Annotated in this window: 20 protein-coding genes and 1 pseudogene; 2 read left to right on the forward strand and 19 right to left on the reverse strand. The window is 62.3% G+C overall.

Going from position 1 to position 16874, the window contains the following annotated elements; genetic code table 11:
• Positions 1-58: 58 nt before the first annotated feature.
• The 11 genes and pseudogenes from AWB83_RS21805 to AWB83_RS21855 form a co-directional block, all read right to left on the reverse strand.
• On the reverse strand, positions 59-703 hold the full coding sequence (locus AWB83_RS21805) for a DNA-3-methyladenine glycosylase family protein (protein ID WP_244197842.1): 645 nt from the start codon (positions 701-703) through the stop codon (positions 59-61).
• Positions 704-705: 2 nt separating this feature from the next.
• The gene (locus AWB83_RS21810; RefSeq protein WP_087047706.1) at positions 706-1257 is read right to left on the reverse strand and encodes a methylated-DNA--[protein]-cysteine S-methyltransferase; all 552 of its coding nucleotides are present in this window, start codon (positions 1255-1257) and stop codon (positions 706-708) included.
• A 53-nt stretch (positions 1258-1310) separates the two neighbouring features.
• A complete protein-coding gene (locus AWB83_RS21815) occupies positions 1311-1502 on the reverse strand; it encodes a hypothetical protein (RefSeq protein ID WP_087047707.1) in 192 nt (63 codons plus the stop codon).
• 81 nt (positions 1503-1583) lie between these two features.
• Positions 1584-2234 (reverse strand): DNA oxidative demethylase AlkB, encoded by a 651-nt coding sequence (gene alkB / locus AWB83_RS21820; protein ID WP_167389142.1) that lies wholly within the window; start codon positions 2232-2234, stop codon positions 1584-1586.
• Entirely contained in the window at positions 2231-2923 is a 693-nt protein-coding gene (locus tag AWB83_RS21825) for a 2OG-Fe(II) oxygenase (protein WP_087047709.1), read from the reverse strand. The genes alkB and AWB83_RS21825 overlap by 4 nt, the downstream gene beginning before the upstream one ends.
• Before the next feature lie 26 nt (positions 2924-2949).
• Positions 2950-3510: a methylated-DNA--[protein]-cysteine S-methyltransferase gene (locus AWB83_RS21830; protein ID WP_087047710.1), complete on the reverse strand. Its 561-nt coding sequence runs from the start codon at positions 3508-3510 to the stop codon at positions 2950-2952.
• 101 nt (positions 3511-3611) lie between these two features.
• Positions 3612-4184, reverse strand: coding sequence for a hypothetical protein (locus tag AWB83_RS36990; protein WP_208636792.1), 573 nt, complete (start codon positions 4182-4184; stop codon positions 3612-3614).
• Between the two features lie 80 nt (positions 4185-4264).
• Positions 4265-4738, reverse strand: coding sequence for an FAD synthase family protein (locus tag AWB83_RS21840; RefSeq protein ID WP_087047711.1), 474 nt, complete (start codon positions 4736-4738; stop codon positions 4265-4267).
• Between the two features lie 226 nt (positions 4739-4964).
• Entirely contained in the window at positions 4965-5432 is a 468-nt protein-coding gene (locus AWB83_RS21845) for an ester cyclase (RefSeq protein ID WP_087047712.1), read from the reverse strand.
• A gap of 111 nt (positions 5433-5543) precedes the next feature.
• Positions 5544-5711, reverse strand: a pseudogene (locus AWB83_RS21850) (DUF2274 domain-containing protein); the annotation flags it as partial.
• Positions 5712-5780: 69 nt separating this feature from the next.
• A complete protein-coding gene (locus AWB83_RS21855; protein ID WP_244197844.1) occupies positions 5781-6554 on the reverse strand; it encodes a gamma-glutamylcyclotransferase in 774 nt (257 codons plus the stop codon).
• Positions 6555-6826: 272 nt separating this feature from the next.
• On the opposite strand from AWB83_RS21855, the gene AWB83_RS36185 reads away from it, so the two are divergent.
• The gene (locus AWB83_RS36185; RefSeq protein ID WP_143750089.1) at positions 6827-7351 is read left to right on the forward strand and encodes a hypothetical protein; all 525 of its coding nucleotides are present in this window, start codon (positions 6827-6829) and stop codon (positions 7349-7351) included.
• A gap of 259 nt (positions 7352-7610) precedes the next feature.
• Positions 7611-8426: a hypothetical protein gene (locus tag AWB83_RS36995; RefSeq protein WP_208636793.1), complete on the forward strand. Its 816-nt coding sequence runs from the start codon at positions 7611-7613 to the stop codon at positions 8424-8426.
• A gap of 305 nt (positions 8427-8731) precedes the next feature.
• Here AWB83_RS36995 and AWB83_RS21870 read toward each other — a convergent pair whose 3' ends face one another.
• From AWB83_RS21870 to trbE, 8 genes are read right to left on the reverse strand one after another with little or no spacing between them, the layout of a single operon-like run.
• On the reverse strand, positions 8732-8980 hold the full coding sequence (locus AWB83_RS21870) for a DUF2274 domain-containing protein (RefSeq protein WP_087047715.1): 249 nt from the start codon (positions 8978-8980) through the stop codon (positions 8732-8734).
• Positions 8977-10299: a TraB/TrbI/VirB10 family type IV secretion system protein gene (locus AWB83_RS21875; RefSeq protein ID WP_087047716.1), complete on the reverse strand. Its 1323-nt coding sequence runs from the start codon at positions 10297-10299 to the stop codon at positions 8977-8979. Before AWB83_RS21875 ends, AWB83_RS21870 begins: the two co-directional genes overlap by 4 nt.
• A 2-nt stretch (positions 10300-10301) precedes the next feature.
• Positions 10302-11291, reverse strand: a complete 990-nt coding sequence (gene trbG, locus AWB83_RS21880) for a P-type conjugative transfer protein TrbG (RefSeq protein WP_087047717.1) — start codon at positions 11289-11291, stop codon at positions 10302-10304.
• Complete coding sequence (trbF, locus tag AWB83_RS21885) at positions 11288-11992, reverse strand: conjugal transfer protein TrbF (protein ID WP_087047718.1); 705 nt, start codon at positions 11990-11992, stop codon at positions 11288-11290. The genes trbG and trbF overlap by 4 nt, the downstream gene beginning before the upstream one ends.
• 12 nt (positions 11993-12004) lie before the next feature.
• On the reverse strand, positions 12005-13357 hold the full coding sequence (gene trbL, locus AWB83_RS21890; protein ID WP_087047719.1) for a P-type conjugative transfer protein TrbL: 1353 nt from the start codon (positions 13355-13357) through the stop codon (positions 12005-12007).
• Complete coding sequence (locus AWB83_RS21895; RefSeq protein ID WP_087047720.1) at positions 13354-13680, reverse strand: hypothetical protein; 327 nt, start codon at positions 13678-13680, stop codon at positions 13354-13356. Before AWB83_RS21895 ends, trbL begins: the two co-directional genes overlap by 4 nt.
• 11 nt (positions 13681-13691) lie before the next feature.
• On the reverse strand, positions 13692-14420 hold the full coding sequence (trbJ, locus tag AWB83_RS21900) for a P-type conjugative transfer protein TrbJ (protein ID WP_087047721.1): 729 nt from the start codon (positions 14418-14420) through the stop codon (positions 13692-13694).
• Positions 14417-16867: a conjugal transfer protein TrbE gene (gene trbE / locus AWB83_RS21905; RefSeq protein WP_087047722.1), complete on the reverse strand. Its 2451-nt coding sequence runs from the start codon at positions 16865-16867 to the stop codon at positions 14417-14419. The genes trbJ and trbE overlap by 4 nt, the downstream gene beginning before the upstream one ends.
• Between the last annotated feature and the right edge of the window lie 7 nt (positions 16868-16874).

Genomic DNA, 16874 nt, shown 5'->3' on the forward strand with positions numbered 1-16874 from the left:
ACAGGGTCAGAATAGGCAGGACTTCATTCGCAAGCACTCCGATTCTTGCGGTCGATGTTCAACGACTGGGCAGACGCCACAGATACCAGGCGGCCACCGTTCGCCACGGGCTCCAGACTTCCCCAATCTCGCGCATCTGGCGCGGTGTAGGCGCCTTCTCCAGCCCCTTCAGACGCCGGTATCCCTCGCGCACGCCGAAGTCATCCACCGGCAGGATGTCGGAACGTTCCAGCGAGTAGATCAGGAACATCTCGACGGTCCAGCGCCCCACGCCACGCAGGGAGATCAGGCGCTCGATCAGCGCGGCGTCGGATAGACGTCGTGCTTCGTCGAGATTGGGCACGATGTCGTCCACGGCGGCCTGGGCGATGCCGCGTATCGTGGCCAGCTTGGTGGCCGAGAAGCCGCACGCGCGCTGCAATTCGGGATCGGTGGCCAGCAACTGCTCGGGCGATGGGAAGGACGTGCCCGGATAGAGCGCCAGCAATCGCCCAAGAATTGCATCCCCGGCCTTGGCGTGCAGTTGCTGGTAGGCAATCGCGCGCACCAAGGCCTCGTAGGGCTCGCGGGCGGGTTTGGGCTCATGCCGACATGGGCCGACGGTGGCGATATGGCTGGCCCAGTCCGCATCCTGACCGGACAGAAACTGAGCAGCTTGACGGTAGGCGCGTGGCGACAGGTCGGCTGCAATGGTATCGGTCAAGATCAAATCCCCGGCAGCATGGCTGTCTGTGGTTCGACGTGCTGCGGCGCGATTGCTTTTTCGTGCTCCAGCAGCCAACGCTTGCGGTGCAGGCCCCATGCGTAGCCCTTGAGATCGCCATTGCTGGCGATGACTCGATGGCACGGCACGATGATGGCGATCGGATTGGCGCCATTGGCCGCACCGATGTCGATAGCCGCGCGCGGATCGTCGAAGCCGAGTTCCTTGGCGAGCTTGCCGTAGGTCGTGGTTGTGCCCGCCGGAATATGGCGCAGCGCGGCCCAGACTCGGCGCTGTAGCTCCGAACCAGCAGTCTCTGTGCGCAGAATGTCCAATGCCCCCAGCTCACCCGAGAAGTAGCGGGCGATGGCCTGGGCGATCTCGGAAGGGGCCGGGACTTCAGCCAGCTCAACGCTGCCATAGTGTTCGCGCAAGCCGCGATTCAGGCGCGCCTTATGGTCTGCAAAATCGAGCGCACGCACGATTTGCTGCGAATCGGTGACGAGCAGCATATCGCCCAACGGCGACGCCAGATTGCTCATAAACATTTGCATGATGTACTCCTTGTCGAGTGAATCGGACGCCCCGCCTGAGGTTGCCCATCCTTTCACTTCAGCCGCGTAACGCCCCATTCGCCAAACAGGTAGGCCTCGCCACTCTCCATATGCAGCTCACTAGCGCCGGCGTCGTTGACCCTCCATTGCGCCGCACCGATATCCACCAGTGACTGGCAATAAGCCTCAACCTGGTGGCGTGCTTCGGACTGGTCGTTCGTCAGTTCTATGGATATCGTGTTCATGGGGAAACCCTGGCAACTGCGATTACTTTAGTTGCGTCATCGCAGGAAAAAACTCCGTCCCTTGCTCTTGAATTCCGAAGTTCAACTCGCCTTACGGAACGTGAAATTGATGCGCTGGTTTCCCAGCAGGGGATGTGTCTCTTCCTTGAGCGGCATCACACCGTGATAGCGCAGGCGATCAACGCCGCCCCATACCATCACGTCACCGTGATACAGAGGCACTTTGGCCGTCGGATCGGAGCGCTCATGACCGCCAAAAAGGAATGTGGCTTTCATACCCAAAGAGACCGAGACGATGGGCGCCGCATAGTCCCGCTCGTTCTTGTCCTGATGCAGCGAAAGTCGCGCGCCTGGCGAATATCGATTGACCAGACAGGCATCGGGTTCGAAGCCGTCGAACCCCGCAGCCGTCGCCGCCTCGCTCGCCAATCGTGCAAAGACTTGGGGCATGACCGGCCAAGGCTCGCCGGTGTCGGGGTCAATGGATGTGTACCGATAGCCGCGCCGGTCCGTTGTCCATCCCAACGCTCCGCAGTTCGTCAGCGCGACCGACATGGTGAATCCACCGGGCGTCACCATGTTCCGAAACGGCGACATCGCCTCGATATCCGCAATGGCGGGCATCAGCTCACGCACAAACGACAGCGCGAATCCACGCAGCACAAAGGCACCTGAACCCAGGCGCAGGCGTTGCCCGCCTGTCTCGAAAAGATCAAACGATTCCATGCTCACCTCGAATCGTGAAAGATAAGGCCGACGGTATGACGCCTTCCACTAAGAATGCGGCTGACGCCATGTCGCATCGCCACTCTTCGGATGCCGCGCTGCCCTGTCGAAGGCCGCTGATTGACGGTGAATACCACCGCGTCGCCCTGGCGCAGCGCGACGACATCGGCTCGCTGCCTGTTGCTTGAAAGCTCCGTCATGACGAACTCCCCACCGGCGAAATCCCTGCCAGGCTCAGACAACAGGAGGGCCACCTGCAACGGGAAAACGTGTTCGCCGTAGAGGTCCTGATGCAGACAGTTGTAGTCGCCTTCACCATATTCGAGAATCAGCGGCGTCGGCCGGCTCTGGCCGGCCTGGTGACACCGATCAAGAAACACATCCAACTCGCCCGGATACTGCGTGTCGCTTCCCAATTGGCGGTTCCAGCGATTGGCGATCGGCACAAGCCGGGGGTACAGCGCATGACGCAGCCAGTCGAGCAGTGGCGGCAATGGGTACGCGAAATACTTGTATTCGCCGCGCCCGAATCCGTGGCGCGCCATGACGATCCGAGTCCGATAGCCTTCGTCCCTAGAATAGAGCGCGGCTAACGCATCGCATTGCTCTGTGGCCAGAAGTCCAGGCAGCACGGCATTACCATAGGCATCAAGTGAACTCTCCATGCCTACCCAGTCGTAAGTCAAGGGCGCCATGACGCTCTCGCGCCCTGCCTTGATCCTCATTGCGCACGCTCCTCAGCCAACAGAGCGCGCTTGCGCTCGACACCCCAGCGATAGCCGGACACCGAGCCATCGCTACGCACCACGCGATGGCAGGGAATCGCGATGGCCAACACGTTGGCGGCGCAAGCGCCCGCCACGGCTCGAACTGCTTCCGGCACGCCGAGATCCTGAGCCACCTCGCTGTAGCTTCGCGTCTGGCCAGACGGGATGCCGCACAATGCTTGCCAGACCTCCTGCTGGAACGCAGTCCCGCCGATGTCGAGATCGACCACGCCCTCAGACTGGTCTTTGTCGATAAAGGCAATGACCTGGTTGAGTTCGCGCGCAAGCTCTGGCTGGCCGGCTTGCAGCTCAATATTCGGGAATGCCTCGGCGAGTTGCCCTTTCAAGGCTTGTGCATCTTTGTCCAGGAAGATGGCGCAGATGCCACGCTGGCTTCGTCCGACGAGGACCATGCCCAGCATCGTCTGGCCGACGGCGAATCGAATGGGGCCTTCCACCCGGCTTCCCGGGATACGGAAGTTGTATTTGAATGCGGAAAAAGAACGGGTTGTCATGGCACATCGCTCACTTGGTTGAAGGGTGATGTCAGTGTAGGAATCTGCCCAGCCTCTGAAACTCCGGTCTTTGCGGTTGAATTCTGTTTTTGGAACACGACTCACCAGCCGGGGTAACTGGCGACGAGCCGGAGCCACAACGCAAGACAACCTGCGTCGTGCATATAGTGCAAGGCCTCAGATGCCCTCCAGGTACAAGGGACGCGGCGCAGCCAGATGGAGTCGGAGCCCGACCGATAAAGCCAAACAATGGTCGCGGCCATCATCTGCTGCTCAGGACGCATGGCGCGAAAGTCGGCACGCCAGCGTGCCATTTCTTCTGGATGGTGCTCGCCAGTACGTTCGTTGTAAGCGGCGGGACAAACGCTCCGGTGATATTCCCCGTCGTGAGTTCGGGCGAATAGCTTGAACAATCGAAGTTGCCGTATAGCCTGTTGCAACGTGTCGTAGAAGTTCTCCGGGCATCGGTTGAACGGCGCTTCAGAACCCGACAGCACGTCCATCTGCGCTGCCTCACATCCGTCTATATCAAGAAGAGCTAGCACGAGATATTCGAGCTTCATGTTGTCGAGTCTCAATGCGGCGGACTCCTGCGGAAGCAAGCTCAGTTGGATTGCCGCCACCCATGTGGACAGCGACCGTGCAAGAGGTTCTGCACATGGAACTTCATTCATCGTAGATGTCCATCGAAAACGCGAAGAAACAACGAGAACGGCAGTCGAGAATGACTGGCGTGTTCTCGATACCGCGACCGTCAATTGGCAAAGGCAGCATCCGTCATCATCTGATTTCGGCGCACTCGGCTGGCGAGGTCGTCGATGTTCTTCAGCGTCTGGCGAAGCGCGCTGCTCGACGTGATCTTTCCGTATGGAAAGTAGACGATCTCGACACCAAGGCGGGCGAAGTTCCGTTCGAGCTGATTGCCCTTTTCGGTTCCCTGCCAATCGTCCCCTTTGAACAGAACGTTGAACCGAAGGTCTTTCCAGATTTCCACTTTGTCGTTGGTGAACGCAGGGCTAGCCGCATCGACATAGCGCACATTGCTAACGATTTCCAATCGCTCAGCAAGCGGGATCACTGGCTTCACTCCCTTGGACTGAATCAAAACTTCGTCGGCCACGACGCCGGCAATGAGGAAGTCGCAATGCGCTTTGGCTTGTCGCAGAAGATTGAGGTGTCCGATGTGAAAAAGATCATAGGCACCGGGTGCATAGCCGATTCGAATCATGGCAGTGATGTCCTCTCAAAGATGATCGATACCACTATCTAAAAATCTACTGCCTTATTCGACCGAATACGCTCCGTTTCCTGCTCAGAAATTCTGAGATGACGCTACGTAGATATGAGATTCGGAGCGAAGAGGGCCCGCATCAAAAATGCGGGCCCTCTTCATTGATTCAGGAGATCACGCCACGCTAATAAAGCGTGGCGCGACTTCTCCCGTTGCCGGGGAATCAGGCGTCGCCGTTGACGGCGGTCGCCTTGATCAGGCCGAGTTGGGTCAGTGCAGTCACACCGTCGTCCAGGCCGATTTCTTCCACGATCTTGCCGTCGATCACCTTCAGCACCGTAGTACCGGTGAAATGCATCGTGCGGCCAGTTGCAGCAGGCAGACCGCCGATCAGGAAGTCATCGTGAGCCGGACCCGTGTGGGTGCCGCCCCCCTCCCAGTGACCAACGACGTAGTCGCCTTCGGCGATCAGATCAGCCGTGCCCCAGAAGTTGAGATCGGGGAACGCGGCACGGAAGTCGGTCATGAAGGCCTTGATGTCCTCGCGACCGCGCCGGGGTTCGTGCAGCGAATACTTGAGCAGCATGTTCGGAGCGGCGATCTCGTCGATGACTGCGAGATTGACGTTCTTGCCCCAGAACTCCGTGAACCAGCGGCCGACGACGGCCTTGTTATCCTCTTCTTTGCTCATTGGAAACGTCCTCACAGTTAATTTCGGAAGGGTCATCGAAACCACTCGATGACCTGAGCACCAGAATAGGCATCTGCGCGTCGTCCAACACTCCGATTCTTGCTGCTCAAATCAATTCGATGCTTTAGCAGCAGTAGTGACGACACGGCCCTTCCGGTGAAAACCTCTGTCCCTCGCCATGAACGCTCCCAGCATTTGCGGAATCAGCACCGCCGCATCGACCGCCTCGCCATAGGTCTGCGTGTGCAGCGCGGCGTAGCGGTCGAGGTCGGCCTTCACCCGTTATCGACATCTATCGGGATCACGGGCGCACTCATCGCAGATCGTCGGCATATGGCCGACTACTGTCTAAGCCAGTGACAGGAGACCGTCGTCTTCGTGAGCGATCTGCACGAGAGAGGCCAGATACTCCAGCTCCTCGTCGCGGAGTCCATTGGCGCGCAAGCCTTCGCACGTACGGAACAGATAGTCGCGGGAGCTTCCCAACCCACCGGATGCAGTGGCCAATCTGTGCACAACGGCATCTTGGTCGAGGTCACCCGCATACTGCGGAACGGTTGTATCGATAGTGAAGGTAATCGCGGAGCCAAGGAACTCCCCGTCGATGCCCTTCAGATCAACCCATCGAGGCATGTAGGCCCCGCATATCATCTCTCTTCGCCATAGCAATTGCAGTTCGCGTTCGACATCGTCGTCCGCAAGCCTGTAGGCCGCTCCATGACACGAGCCACCACGGTCCAGCGCGAGCATCAACCCAGGGCGATCGACTGTCGCACGAAGTGCGGTGATCGAAAGGCAGAACGACCGGTGCCAACCGTCGATTCTGGCGACACGCCTTTCCACGGCGTCGATCGCCGCATTCCAAATCAACGAGCCATACCCGAAGATCCATACATCTCCAAGCGGCCGTAGTGACAATGTCTCGCGCAGCGATGCCAAGCGGTCGGCCTCTGTGAGCATCCTCATACCGGGCGAATCGATGGCAACAAGTGCATCGATACTGCCTTCTTCGAGTAGTTTTCGCGTCAGCAGTGGCGATGGGTTTGGTTCTTCGCTATGCGCCAGTTCTCGCTGTGGAACACCGCTCACAATCATAGTTTCCTCGTGGATATTCGTGGCCATGCGCGTTCATCTGGCCTGCGCGTGGCGCCACTTTGCCGACGAGGGCTCTTCGCGCAACTCCGATTCTTGCGAAGGAATGCGAATGCTCCATCGAGGCTGCGTTGCCTACCTCAATGCTTGCCCGTGATGGAATGGGACATAGACTTGGCGCTCGCTCTGATCGGCCGAAGGAATGCATGACTTCGCAAGACTCCGACCGCAAGAAACGGAGTGCCTTTCGCACCATCGTTCAACAGAATGGTTAATTTTCCTCTCTGATCTGGTGGCGCAGGATGCGTGTCGATAAACGTAGGGCGAGCGATGAGAAGAATCTTGTAAGCAGTTTCAAGGCAGCCTTCACTTGCGTGTCCGGCTCCGTCGAGAGCGCATGCATCAAGTACGCCATGTATGACGGGACATCCCGCCTCTCGTATTGGCAGGCGAACTGGTTTTCGTCGCTCTATCAGTGCATCGAGTTGTACAGCGGCATTCACTACTATGGATCAGACCTGCAACGCGAATCGGAAGATTCAGGATTTTCTGCCCGGCTCCCAAAGCGACATCCAGTTCGCACCATGAACAGCGAAAAGCCGGATCTAACCGAGCAAGACTATCTGACCGCAAAGGAAAGATTCTCCGTGGCGTCGTTTGCAGTCGTCGATCAGGGCGACAGTTGCCGCATAGATTGCACGTTCGCAAATAGCGTTCGCCGGACGGAAGTGCTGCCCACCTATATCGCGATGTACCTTTGTGGGGCATTGAAAGCAGGCTTCGACGTGGCTGGCTTCATGGCATCCGAGCCCGGCGGCTCCGCGTAACTGAGTCGTGTGAACTGCTCGAAAGAATAAGGCGGGGCGAAGCGGCCCGAGGCTAGCGCAGCCCGCGCCTGTATTTGGTGATCAAGAAGTGTGAGGCATGCATGCGGCGCGCTGAGAGACACGCCGTATATTCAAGCGCAAGAAACGGAGAGCGCTATCGAGTCGGGAAGCCTACTGTTTGTTTCGAGCGACATGCCGCATGTCTCTCTTCTACGAGTCAGGCATTTCGCCCGGTGCGGCCTCACGCAAGGAGCCCATCATGCCAATCAATGGAATCCAGTCCGACGCTTACGCAGACCTCGGTGAGGCTTGGATTCAAGACCAGTCTGCTCGGCTCATGCAGAAACATCTGCAATTTGGACAGCACTACCGGATAGATGTCGATGCGCTCTTGGCCCGAAGTGCCCAAGTGGCACGCGCGGCCAGAATAGCCGCAGCGGCTGCCGAGAATCTCGAGCTAGCCACCGATCGCATTCGGCGCGCGACGCTCGAAGCCGTCGAGCATTGTCCGCGATTGGAAGATCCTTTCGTGCAGATGTCGCGGCTGCCGCAGCCCCCTGAATCAGGCGTGCAATCCATATCGACCGCGGAGCAGCCCAATGGGCCGGAATCGGCAATACTCGGTGAGTTTTCGCGCGCTAACAGACTCGGTGCCGATCCACGCGACGAATGGGTGGCAGTGCTCGCTGATCTCACGGAAGTTGTCGTCGCCGATGTTCGCGGCAGGCCCAGTGCATTAGGCATTGCGAAGGCCACATCGATCGTACAGAGCCGTGCCTATATTGAGACACGCGCCCGCCAGCTCCTGAAGACCCTAACCAGGGATGATGGAGATTGGAGCCTCATCGTGATCGATTTCGGTGTCGAGGCCCAGCATCACGACTGCGAGTTTCTGATGTGTTTTGTCTTTCAGGCTGCAAATAGCGACCTCTCCGCCACCAGTCCATATGCTGAGATTGGGTTCGCTTTGCTCAAGCAGTCGCATGCCACCCCGATCTTCGTGCTCACTATCAGAACGGCCACCGGATTCGACGTGGAGCCAGCGATTCGCTCGCAGGATTGCCCATCTCGTTGAGAGGCGACGTCAGGCACGCGGAAACGCGTGAAGAATCGAAGCCGAAGGCCGTGATTCGACATGAAGCACGGGGCACCCCCGAGGTCCTGACCGCGCCGCACGCCGGCACGCCCAAATGCCCTCGTTATGACAGGGTGTCGCACGTCTTACGCTGCTCGATCTGAAACTGTGACCGCTGGGTGGCCTGCTGCAACCGCTCCACCAGTACTGTACGCGGGGGCAAGGTGGTCAGGTATGCGCAGGCTTCGACATTGGACTTACCCATTGCTGCAGCAAATCCGTCCGTGCGATTCTTGCTGCTCAATTCAATTCGATGCTTTAGTGGCTGTAGTAGCGGTACGGCCCTTCCGGTGAAAACCTCTGTCCCTTGCCATGAACGCTTCCAACATGTGCGGAATCAGCGCCGCCGCATCGACCGCCTCGCCGTAGGTCTGCGTGTGCAGCGCGGCGTAGCGGTCAAGGTCGGTCTTCAGGCTGGCTGGACATGCGAATGTCAGCTTGATGTTCTCGATCCTGGGCAGCGGCCCCAGCCGCAGTTTGTGAGTCGTACTCATCGTGAACTCCCCCGCTGGAAGACCAGCGGCTGGTATGGCCGCAGCACCATATCCTTGTTCACCATCACTTCCACCGGCAGGCCCGGCCGCGCCGTCAGTGTCGGCTGGACACTCAGGTTGCGGCGCGTGATTTCCTGGCCGACCTGATTGGCTGTGTCCTGCGCGCTGTCGCGGAACGCAAGGACAGTGTTGCCGTTGTTGAGGTTGCCCTGATTCGACATCGCCATCTCGGAGCTGACGCCCAGGAGCGTGGACAAAGCCGCGCCGGCCAGGATTCGGCCCCAGTGCCAGTCCACGCCATCTTCGAGGCCCGCGTAGCCGGCCGGGTCGATGCCGGGTAGCTTGTCGAGCGCGATTGACGAGGCATCGGGCAACACGAGACGCAGCCAGACCAGCAGCATGCGCCGCTGTCCAAACGCCACCTGGCTGTCGTAGCGTCCGATCAGCCGCGAGCCTTGCGGAATGAGCAGGTAACGCCCGGTCGCGGTGTCATAGACAGGCTGCGTCACCTCGGCAATGATCGACCCCGGCAGATCGGAATTGATGCCCGTCACCAGTGCGGCCGGAATGACGGTGCCGGCCATCACGGTGTACGGCGAGGCCGGTGTTTGCAAGGTGCCAGTGTTGCTCGTAGTGTTATCGCCACCCTTGGCCATGAACGCTTCCTTCTGGCTCTGCCGGTTCTGCACCGCCGTCGGATCGTTGGGCTGCGCCGCCGTCGAGGCCGGGCCGGCAGCCTGCGGATCGAATGCAGCCAGACTACTCGCCGGCGGAGTGGCCGCCGATGCAGCAGGCGCCGCCGCGACCTGCTGGCCACCCGTCTGATTGCTGGTACGGAAGAACACTGACGACCCGGCGGCGGCCTCGGCCTCCTTGCGCAGCGCGTCGCGCTCAGCCGCTTCCGGGTCTTGTCCGGGCGACGTGTTGGGCAATGGCGGTGGTTGCTGCGACTGCACGATGGCGGGCCCCAGGTCGCCCGGCAGCGGCGGCCCCAGCGTCGGCACACTGGCCGCCGGCTTGGGCGGCAAGCCGGAATAGTCCTTCGGAAGCTGGTCGAGTTCTTCGGAGCGCGTTACACGATCGACGTTATAAAGCTCGGTCGGCACGTTGTTGCCGGCGTGCCGATGGGGCTGCAACGACCAGAAGGTGGCCCCGATCACGGCCACGCCCAGGCCGCCGGTCAGGAACGCCAGCGTGCGCCGGTTCAGCCGCGTCACCGGGCGTGGCTGCGAGCGCAGCGTCATGCTCTCTGGCGCGACTTTCAGGGCGGCGTTGGCGGTGTTGGACAGAGGCGCGTCTGGGGTGTCGTCCTGGCTCATGATCAGTTCCTCCGCGTGCCGTCGGTGCGCTCGATACGCACCACGTCGCCCTTGTCGCCGCCGAGCCGCAATTCGGCCGCGCCGAACAGGCGGTCCACGATGTAGTACGGTGAACGGAAACGGTAGTTCACCAGTTGGCCGTCGCCCTGCGGGCCGATCACAAAGAGCGGCGGCAGCTCGCCCCGAGCGATGCCAGCGGGAAACTGGATATAGACCTTCTCGCCATCGTCGAAGGCACGTAGCGGCTTCCACGGCGGATTGCTGCCACTGATCGCGTAACGGAAGTGGATCTTGTCTAGCGAGAGGCCAGTATCGATGGGCGCGGTCGCCTGCGCGGCCTGGTCCTGGCGCTGCAAGGCGAGCATCTGGTCTTTCGGGTACTCCCAGGACACCGACGCCATCCATGCCTTCTCGGTCGAAGTCAGCTCCAGCAGGTAGGTTCTGCGGCTGGTCGTGATGACCAGATTGGTTTTCAAGCCCGAGCGGATGGGCTTGACCAGCACGTTGACACGCAACGCATCGCCGGTGCCGCTGGACGTGTCGCCCACGATCCAGCGCACCGTGTCGCCCGCGGCGACCGTGACCAGCTCCTCACCCGGCTGCAAGGAAATGACCGTCACGCGACCGGGTGCGGCATAGACCTGATACAGCGCGCCGTCGGTGAACGGCCAGACCTGGATCGCATTGACGTAGCCCTCGCGTGTGGGCTCCATGCGTGCCTCGGCGTTGGCGCGCGTGACGCGCACGGTTTCGTCGGCAGGCTCGTGCATGGGTTTGCCATCGGTAGCGTCGGGCAGCGGCTTCATCTGCCCCGGCATCGGAAGCACCTTCGGCACCTCCACCACTTCGACGGGCTTGGGCGAATCGGGCAGCGGCTGCGCGGCAATCGGCTCGTCGAGCGAAATGCGCGGCGGCGGCTTGCCCTGCGTGGCGCAGCCCGTCAGGGCAGCGAGCATCAGCACGATGGCGTAAATGTGGAAAGACGGTTTCATGACTTGGCTCCTTCGGACACATCCAGTTCGCGGCTCCACGACAGGCCGTTGACGTAGATGCCCAGCGGGTTCTTGCGCAGGCGCTGTTCGGTGCGCGGGGTTTGCAAAACAATGGAAATCACGGCGTTCCAGCGCTGGGTGCTGGCAGGCGCGTCATTGACGAAGTGCTGTTCGATCCAGCGCACGTTGAATGACGTGTCGCTCGCGCGCGTGACGCTGGTGATCTGCACCGTCACCGACTCCTTGCCCACGCGCGCGAACGGATCGTTCGTGCGCGCGTAGTCGTTGAGCACGGCGGCGCCCCGATCGGTGGTGTAGTCGTAGGCGTCGAGCCAGTTCTGCCGCACCACGACCGGATCGATGGACAGCGAACGAACCAGCGTGATGAACTGCGCCAGGTGGTAGGCGATCTGCGCATCCGTCGGCCGGTAAGGCGTGGTGGCTTCGCCAACCGTCCGCACCTGTCCGGCGTGATCGACTTCGATCACATAGGGCGTGACGATGGATTGCGCGGAACGCCAGACGAGGCCGGCGGCCATCAGCACCGCGAGTACCAGACAGCCGAACGCCATCCATCGCCAGTTCTTCGCCTGCACGCGGGCCGAGCCGATGCGCTCGTCCCATAGCTGCGCCGCAGACTGATAAGGGGTGGCAGGCTGCGGCGTACTGGCGTAGCGCACCTGGGGTCGCTTGAATCGCATAAGTCGTTCTCCTTACGAATCGGAATCACGGAGGCTCGGGCCTTGCGCGGAGCCGCCACCGTCACCACCGCGCAGCGTGTGCGTGGCCGTCGTGGCGGCATGGCTGATCTGCTGGCGTCGATGCAGACGCTTGGCCCAGGCGGGTTGTTTGGCATCGGACGTGGCACCCGATGCGCCGCCTTCCGGGGCGCTGGTATCGGCTCCGGCGCGGCTTTCACCACGGAAGGCCGAAGCGGCACGCTCACCGAACGCCCGCGCGCCGGAAGCAACCTTTTGCCCAGCGGCCTGGGCGCCGGTCTTGGCGACGTTACCCACGCCCGCCGCCGCGCCCTTGAGTCCACCGCCAGAGGCGGCGGAACCGGCCTGGTAGGCCGAACGCGCACTGCCGGCTGTCGAGCTGGCAGCCCGCGCGCCACTGCCGATGGCGCTCGCCGCGGCCGGCGCCATGCGTGCCCCGGCCGCGACAGCGGCACCGACGCCGGTAGCCGCTGCAGCCACACCGATCGCAGCACCGGCTGCACCTACGGTCGCCCCGGCCATCGCGCCCGCGCCGAGCTGCGGCGCACCGGACACCAGGCCCGTTGCAATGCCCGGCCCGAAGATGCCCAGCGCGAGCATGGAGAGCGAGGCCAGCATCACGACCAGCGCATGGTCGATGGACGGCTCGGCAGGCGTGGTCGGGAACTGGGCAAAGAGGCCCGTGCCGATGCCGACGATGACTGCGAGCACCAGCACCTTGATGCCCGTGGACACCACATTGCCGAGCACCTTTTCAGCGAGAAACGCGGTCTTGTTCCAGAGCGCGAACGGCACCAGCACGAAGCCGGCGAGCGTGGTCAGCTTGAACTCGATCAATGTGACGAAGAGCTGCACCGCCAGCACGAAGAAGCAGACGATGACCGTGAACCAGGCGAGGAACATCACGACGATGGGCGTGATGTTGACGAACACCTCGGGGAACCCAGCCATCTGGCTGATCTGTTCGAGGATTGGCATGCCGGCGTCGATGCCGGTCTTGGCGATGTGACCCGGTTGCAGGAACGTCTCCATGCTCAGGGTCGAGCCGGTGGCCGTCAGGCCCAGGCCCGCGAACGAGCGGAACACGATGCTCGCCAGCCAGTTGAAGTTGCCGATGATGTAGGCGAAGGCGCCGACGTAGAGCACCTTGCGGATGAGCTTGGCCATCACGTCTTCGCCCTGGCCGGCGGCGTGTCCCAGCGCCCAGGTGAGGCCGGCGAGCGTCATGTCGATCGCCACCAGCGTTGCGGTCAGAAACGCCACCTCGCCATGCAGCAGCCCAAAGCCGGAATCGATGTAGGTCGAGAAGACGTTGAGGAAGTGGTCGATGATGGAAACGTCGTTCATGGCCGCATCTCCGTGGAAACACTGGAATCAGTGCTGGGGCTCGGGCCGTCGAAGCTGGGCGGGATGTCCGCAGGCAATTCGGAAAGCGTGCGGTATTCGTTCGGCCCAGATTTGCCCGACATAAAGCGCTGCAAATCGGCCTGATCGACGCGGGCGCAGAACGTGGCGTTGTATTGGCCATGTCGGCACTGCGCGAGCAGCCGATGCAGCAAGGTCGGATCGACGGCGATCGCATCGACCGATAGCGTCTGCGGCCGGTCGCAACCGGCCAGCAGGCAGGCGACAGCGAAGTGCGCAGCAAAAAGGACAGGCGTGCGCGTCATGGCCGCCTCCCTCAGTTGCCGTAGAAGTTCACGGTCTGCGGCGTGTACGGCGTGCCGGTGCCGAGGAAGCGCTGCGTGATGACGCGACCCTGTTCGACCGCGGCGGCTTGCCGTGCCAATTCCAGCGCCGCCGCGCGACCCTGCGTGAGCTGGAGCTGTTGCGACTCGCTGGTCTGCTTCGCCTGCAGGGCCAGAAGCTGGTTGGTCGCCTGCATGGCCTGCAAGGCGCCGGTGGCCGACTGGCTTTGGCCCACGAGGTCGGACATGGTGCCCGCGTCAACGTTGATGTTCTGCGACACCTGCGCCTGCATCTGCATCGCGGTCTGCAAACCATTGAGCGTGTTCTGCCAGCGCTGGTGCGCATCCTGGTACATCTGGTTGCCGCTGACGGTCGCGGCGTATTGCTGCGGGTACAACTGCGCGAACTGCTGGTTCATGTTCTGCACCTGGAACGCCAGTCCCTGTGCCTGCGTGATGAGCTGCTGGGTATTCGCCAGGTTCGAGCGCAACTGGCCGACCACGTTGAACGGCAGGCTCGCCAGGTTGCGCGCCTGATTCATCAGCGACTGCGCCTGGTTCTGGAGTTGCCGGATCTGGTTGTTGATCTGTTCCAGCGTGCGCGCGGCAGTCATCGTGTTCTGCACGAGGTTGGTCGCGTCGATGACGGCCCATTGCGCCTGCGCAGCAGGCATGACGCCGACGAGCGCAGCAACAGCGAGAGCGAGAAGACGAATCTTCATGGCGAGGTCTCCAGTGGCGGGGAAGCGAGGAAGGACGGAGCCGAAGGCGCGGATGGCAGCAGGTCGGCCGCCCAATCGAGGCTGCGATGGCGTAGCCACGCGCCTGCGAAACCGGGTGTGCCGGCTCGCGCCAGCACGCGGTCGATGTCGCGCTGGTCTTGCGGTGTGGACGCGCCCGCGAAAGCGAGCGTGACCGGCCCCAGGTCAAGGTCGAACAGGCGGTTGCCGGCGCGGGACTGGTAGTAGTAGTCGCGCTTCGGTTGCGCGGTGGCGACGATCTCGATCTGTCGGCTGTTCAAGCCGAAGCCTTCGTAGATCGTGCGAATCTGCGGTTCGGTGGCCTGCGGGTTGGGCAGGAAGATGCGGCTGGCGCAGCTCTCGATGATCGCGGGCGCGATGCTCGAATCCTTGATGTCGGCGAGCGATTGCGTGGCGAAGATGACGCTGACGTTCTTCTTGCGCAGTGTCTTGAGCCACTGCCGGATGCGCGCGGCGAACACCGGGGCATCGAGGAACAGCCAGGACTCGTCGAGGATAAGCAGCGTCGGCGCGCCATCGAAACGCTCGTCAAAACGCGCGAAGAGATACCCCAGCACGGCCAGCACCGCTGCCTTGCTGTGCATCAGTTCTTCCATCTCGAAGCACTGCACGTCGGCCGTACCGAGCCGGTCGTGATCGGCATCGAGCAGCTTGCCGTGCGCGCCGCCCAACACGTAGGGTGCGAGCGCCTGGCGCAGCGCGTTCGATTGCAGCAGCACCGCCAAGCCGGTAAGCGTGCGCTGTTCGACCGGCGCGCCGGCGAGACTGCCGAGCGCCGACCAGATGGCCACCTTCTCGTCCGGGCCGATAGCGACGCCTTCATGCGCCAGACGACCTTCGACCCATTCGGCAGCCCAGGTGCGATAGCTGTCCTGATCGATGCGCGCGAGTGGCTGGAACGCAATCGCGCCATCGGCGCCGAGGTCGTAGTATTCGCCGCCCAAGCCCAGCGCCGTCGCCCGCATCGAGCGGCCCATGTCAAACGCGAAGATGCGCGAACCGGGATAGCGACGGAACTGCATCGCCAGGGTGGCGAGCAGCACCGACTTGCCCATGCCGGTCGGCCCGACGACGAGGGTATGGCCCACGTCGCCGATGTGCGTCACAAGCCGGAACGGCGTCGCGCCCTCGGTACGGGTAACGATCAGCGGCGGCCCGTCCAGGTGCGCGTTCTTCTCCGGCCCCGCCCACACCGCCGACACCGGCATCAGGTGCGCGAGGTTCAGCGTCGAGATGATCGGCAGGCGCACGTTCGCATAGGCGTTGCCCGGCACCGACGACAGCCACGCCTCCACGGCATTGAGCGTTTCGGGGATGGTGACGAAGCCCCGGCCCTGGATGGCGCGTTCCACCTGGCGCAGCTTTTCGTCGGCCACGTCCGCATTGGCATCGAACACCGTCACAGTGGCCGTGACGTAGCCATAGGCCACCTGATCGCTGCCCAACTCCTGCATCGCAGCATCCGCATCGGTCGCCTTGTTGCTCGCGTCCGTATCGACCAGCGGCGACTCCTGCTGGAAGATGGTTTCACGCAGCAGTGCGATGACGTTCTTGCGCTTGGCGAACCACTGCCGGCGCAGGCGGCCGAGTTCCTTCTCGGCCTCGGCCTTGTCCATGCAGAGAAAGCGTGTGCTCCAGCGATAGGCAAAGCCCAGCCGGTTGAGGTCGTCCAGAATCCCCGGCCAGGTCGAGGTCGGAAAGCCCCGAACTGTGACGACGCGAAGATGCTGGTCGCCCAGCATCGGCGCGAGACCACCGATGAGCGGCGAGTCGGCGAGCAGCGCGTCGAGATGGAACGGCACCTCGGGCATACCGACGCGATAGCGCCGCGTCGAGATGGTGGCGTGCAGGTACGTGAGCGTGTCGCTGTCGTCGAGCCAGGCGATTTCCGGCATCACACCGTCGAGCAGGTCGAACACCCGGTCGGTTTCGGCGACGAAGGCGGCGAGCCGTTCGCGCCAGTCCACGCCTCGCGTCGCGGTGTTCTCGTAGAGCAGCTTCGCCGCGCGGGCGCGGGATTCCTCGGGCGGCAGGTAGGCGAACGTGACGTGATAGCCGCTCTCGAAGTGATTGCCCGATTCCTCGAAGGTCGCGCGCCGTTCCTCGTCCACAAGCCACGACAGCGGCTCGGGGAAATCCGATGGCGGATAGTGCGCGGCGGGTCGGCGTTCGGCCTCGATGAAGAACGCCCAGCCCGCGCCGAGCCTACGCAGCGCGTTGTTCAGGCGCGCGGACGTGGCGATCAGCTCGCCTTGCGTGGCGCTGTCCAGGTCTGGCCCGCGAAAGCGCGCCGTGCGCTGGAAACTGCCGTCCTTGTTGAGCACGACGCCGGGCGCGACGAGGCCCGCCCACGGAAGCCAGTCGGCGAGCAGCGCCGGACGCTGGCGATATTCGGCAAGGTTCAGCATGGGCCGT

The organism is Caballeronia ptereochthonis (assembly GCF_001545075.1).
In the GTDB taxonomy this organism is placed as follows: Bacteria; Pseudomonadota; Gammaproteobacteria; order Burkholderiales; family Burkholderiaceae; genus Caballeronia; species Caballeronia ptereochthonis.

What these genes read in the sequence shown, in the direction of transcription:
- AWB83_RS21810 (WP_087047706.1), bottom strand. Translation starts at nt 1,257, where the DNA reads ATGCAAATGTTTATGAGCAATCTGGCGTCGCCGTTGGGCGATATGCTG.
- AWB83_RS21815 (WP_087047707.1), bottom strand. Translation starts at nt 1,502, where the DNA reads ATGAACACGATATCCATAGAACTGACGAACGACCAGTCCGAAGCACGC.
- trbF (WP_087047718.1), bottom strand. Translation starts at nt 11,992, where the DNA reads ATGCGATTCAAGCGACCCCAGGTGCGCTACGCCAGTACGCCGCAGCCT.
- AWB83_RS21875 (WP_087047716.1), bottom strand. Translation starts at nt 10,299, where the DNA reads ATGAGCCAGGACGACACCCCAGACGCGCCTCTGTCCAACACCGCCAAC.
- AWB83_RS21825 (WP_087047709.1), bottom strand. Translation starts at nt 2,923, where the DNA reads ATGGCGCCCTTGACTTACGACTGGGTAGGCATGGAGAGTTCACTTGAT.
- trbL (WP_087047719.1), bottom strand. Translation starts at nt 13,357, where the DNA reads ATGAACGACGTTTCCATCATCGACCACTTCCTCAACGTCTTCTCGACC.
- AWB83_RS21830 (WP_087047710.1), bottom strand. Translation starts at nt 3,510, where the DNA reads ATGACAACCCGTTCTTTTTCCGCATTCAAATACAACTTCCGTATCCCG.
- trbE (WP_087047722.1), bottom strand. Translation starts at nt 16,867, where the DNA reads ATGCTGAACCTTGCCGAATATCGCCAGCGTCCGGCGCTGCTCGCCGAC.
- AWB83_RS21895 (WP_087047720.1), bottom strand. Translation starts at nt 13,680, where the DNA reads ATGACGCGCACGCCTGTCCTTTTTGCTGCGCACTTCGCTGTCGCCTGC.
- AWB83_RS21840 (WP_087047711.1), bottom strand. Translation starts at nt 4,738, where the DNA reads ATGATTCGAATCGGCTATGCACCCGGTGCCTATGATCTTTTTCACATC.
- trbJ (WP_087047721.1), bottom strand. Translation starts at nt 14,420, where the DNA reads ATGAAGATTCGTCTTCTCGCTCTCGCTGTTGCTGCGCTCGTCGGCGTC.
- AWB83_RS21870 (WP_087047715.1), bottom strand. Translation starts at nt 8,980, where the DNA reads ATGAGTACGACTCACAAACTGCGGCTGGGGCCGCTGCCCAGGATCGAG.
- AWB83_RS36995 (WP_208636793.1), top strand. Translation starts at nt 7,611, where the DNA reads ATGCCAATCAATGGAATCCAGTCCGACGCTTACGCAGACCTCGGTGAG.
- AWB83_RS21855 (WP_244197844.1), bottom strand. Translation starts at nt 6,554, where the DNA reads ATGGCCACGAATATCCACGAGGAAACTATGATTGTGAGCGGTGTTCCA.
- AWB83_RS21845 (WP_087047712.1), bottom strand. Translation starts at nt 5,432, where the DNA reads ATGAGCAAAGAAGAGGATAACAAGGCCGTCGTCGGCCGCTGGTTCACG.
- AWB83_RS36185 (WP_143750089.1), top strand. Translation starts at nt 6,827, where the DNA reads ATGCGTGTCGATAAACGTAGGGCGAGCGATGAGAAGAATCTTGTAAGC.
- AWB83_RS36990 (WP_208636792.1), bottom strand. Translation starts at nt 4,184, where the DNA reads ATGAATGAAGTTCCATGTGCAGAACCTCTTGCACGGTCGCTGTCCACA.
- trbG (WP_087047717.1), bottom strand. Translation starts at nt 11,291, where the DNA reads ATGAAACCGTCTTTCCACATTTACGCCATCGTGCTGATGCTCGCTGCC.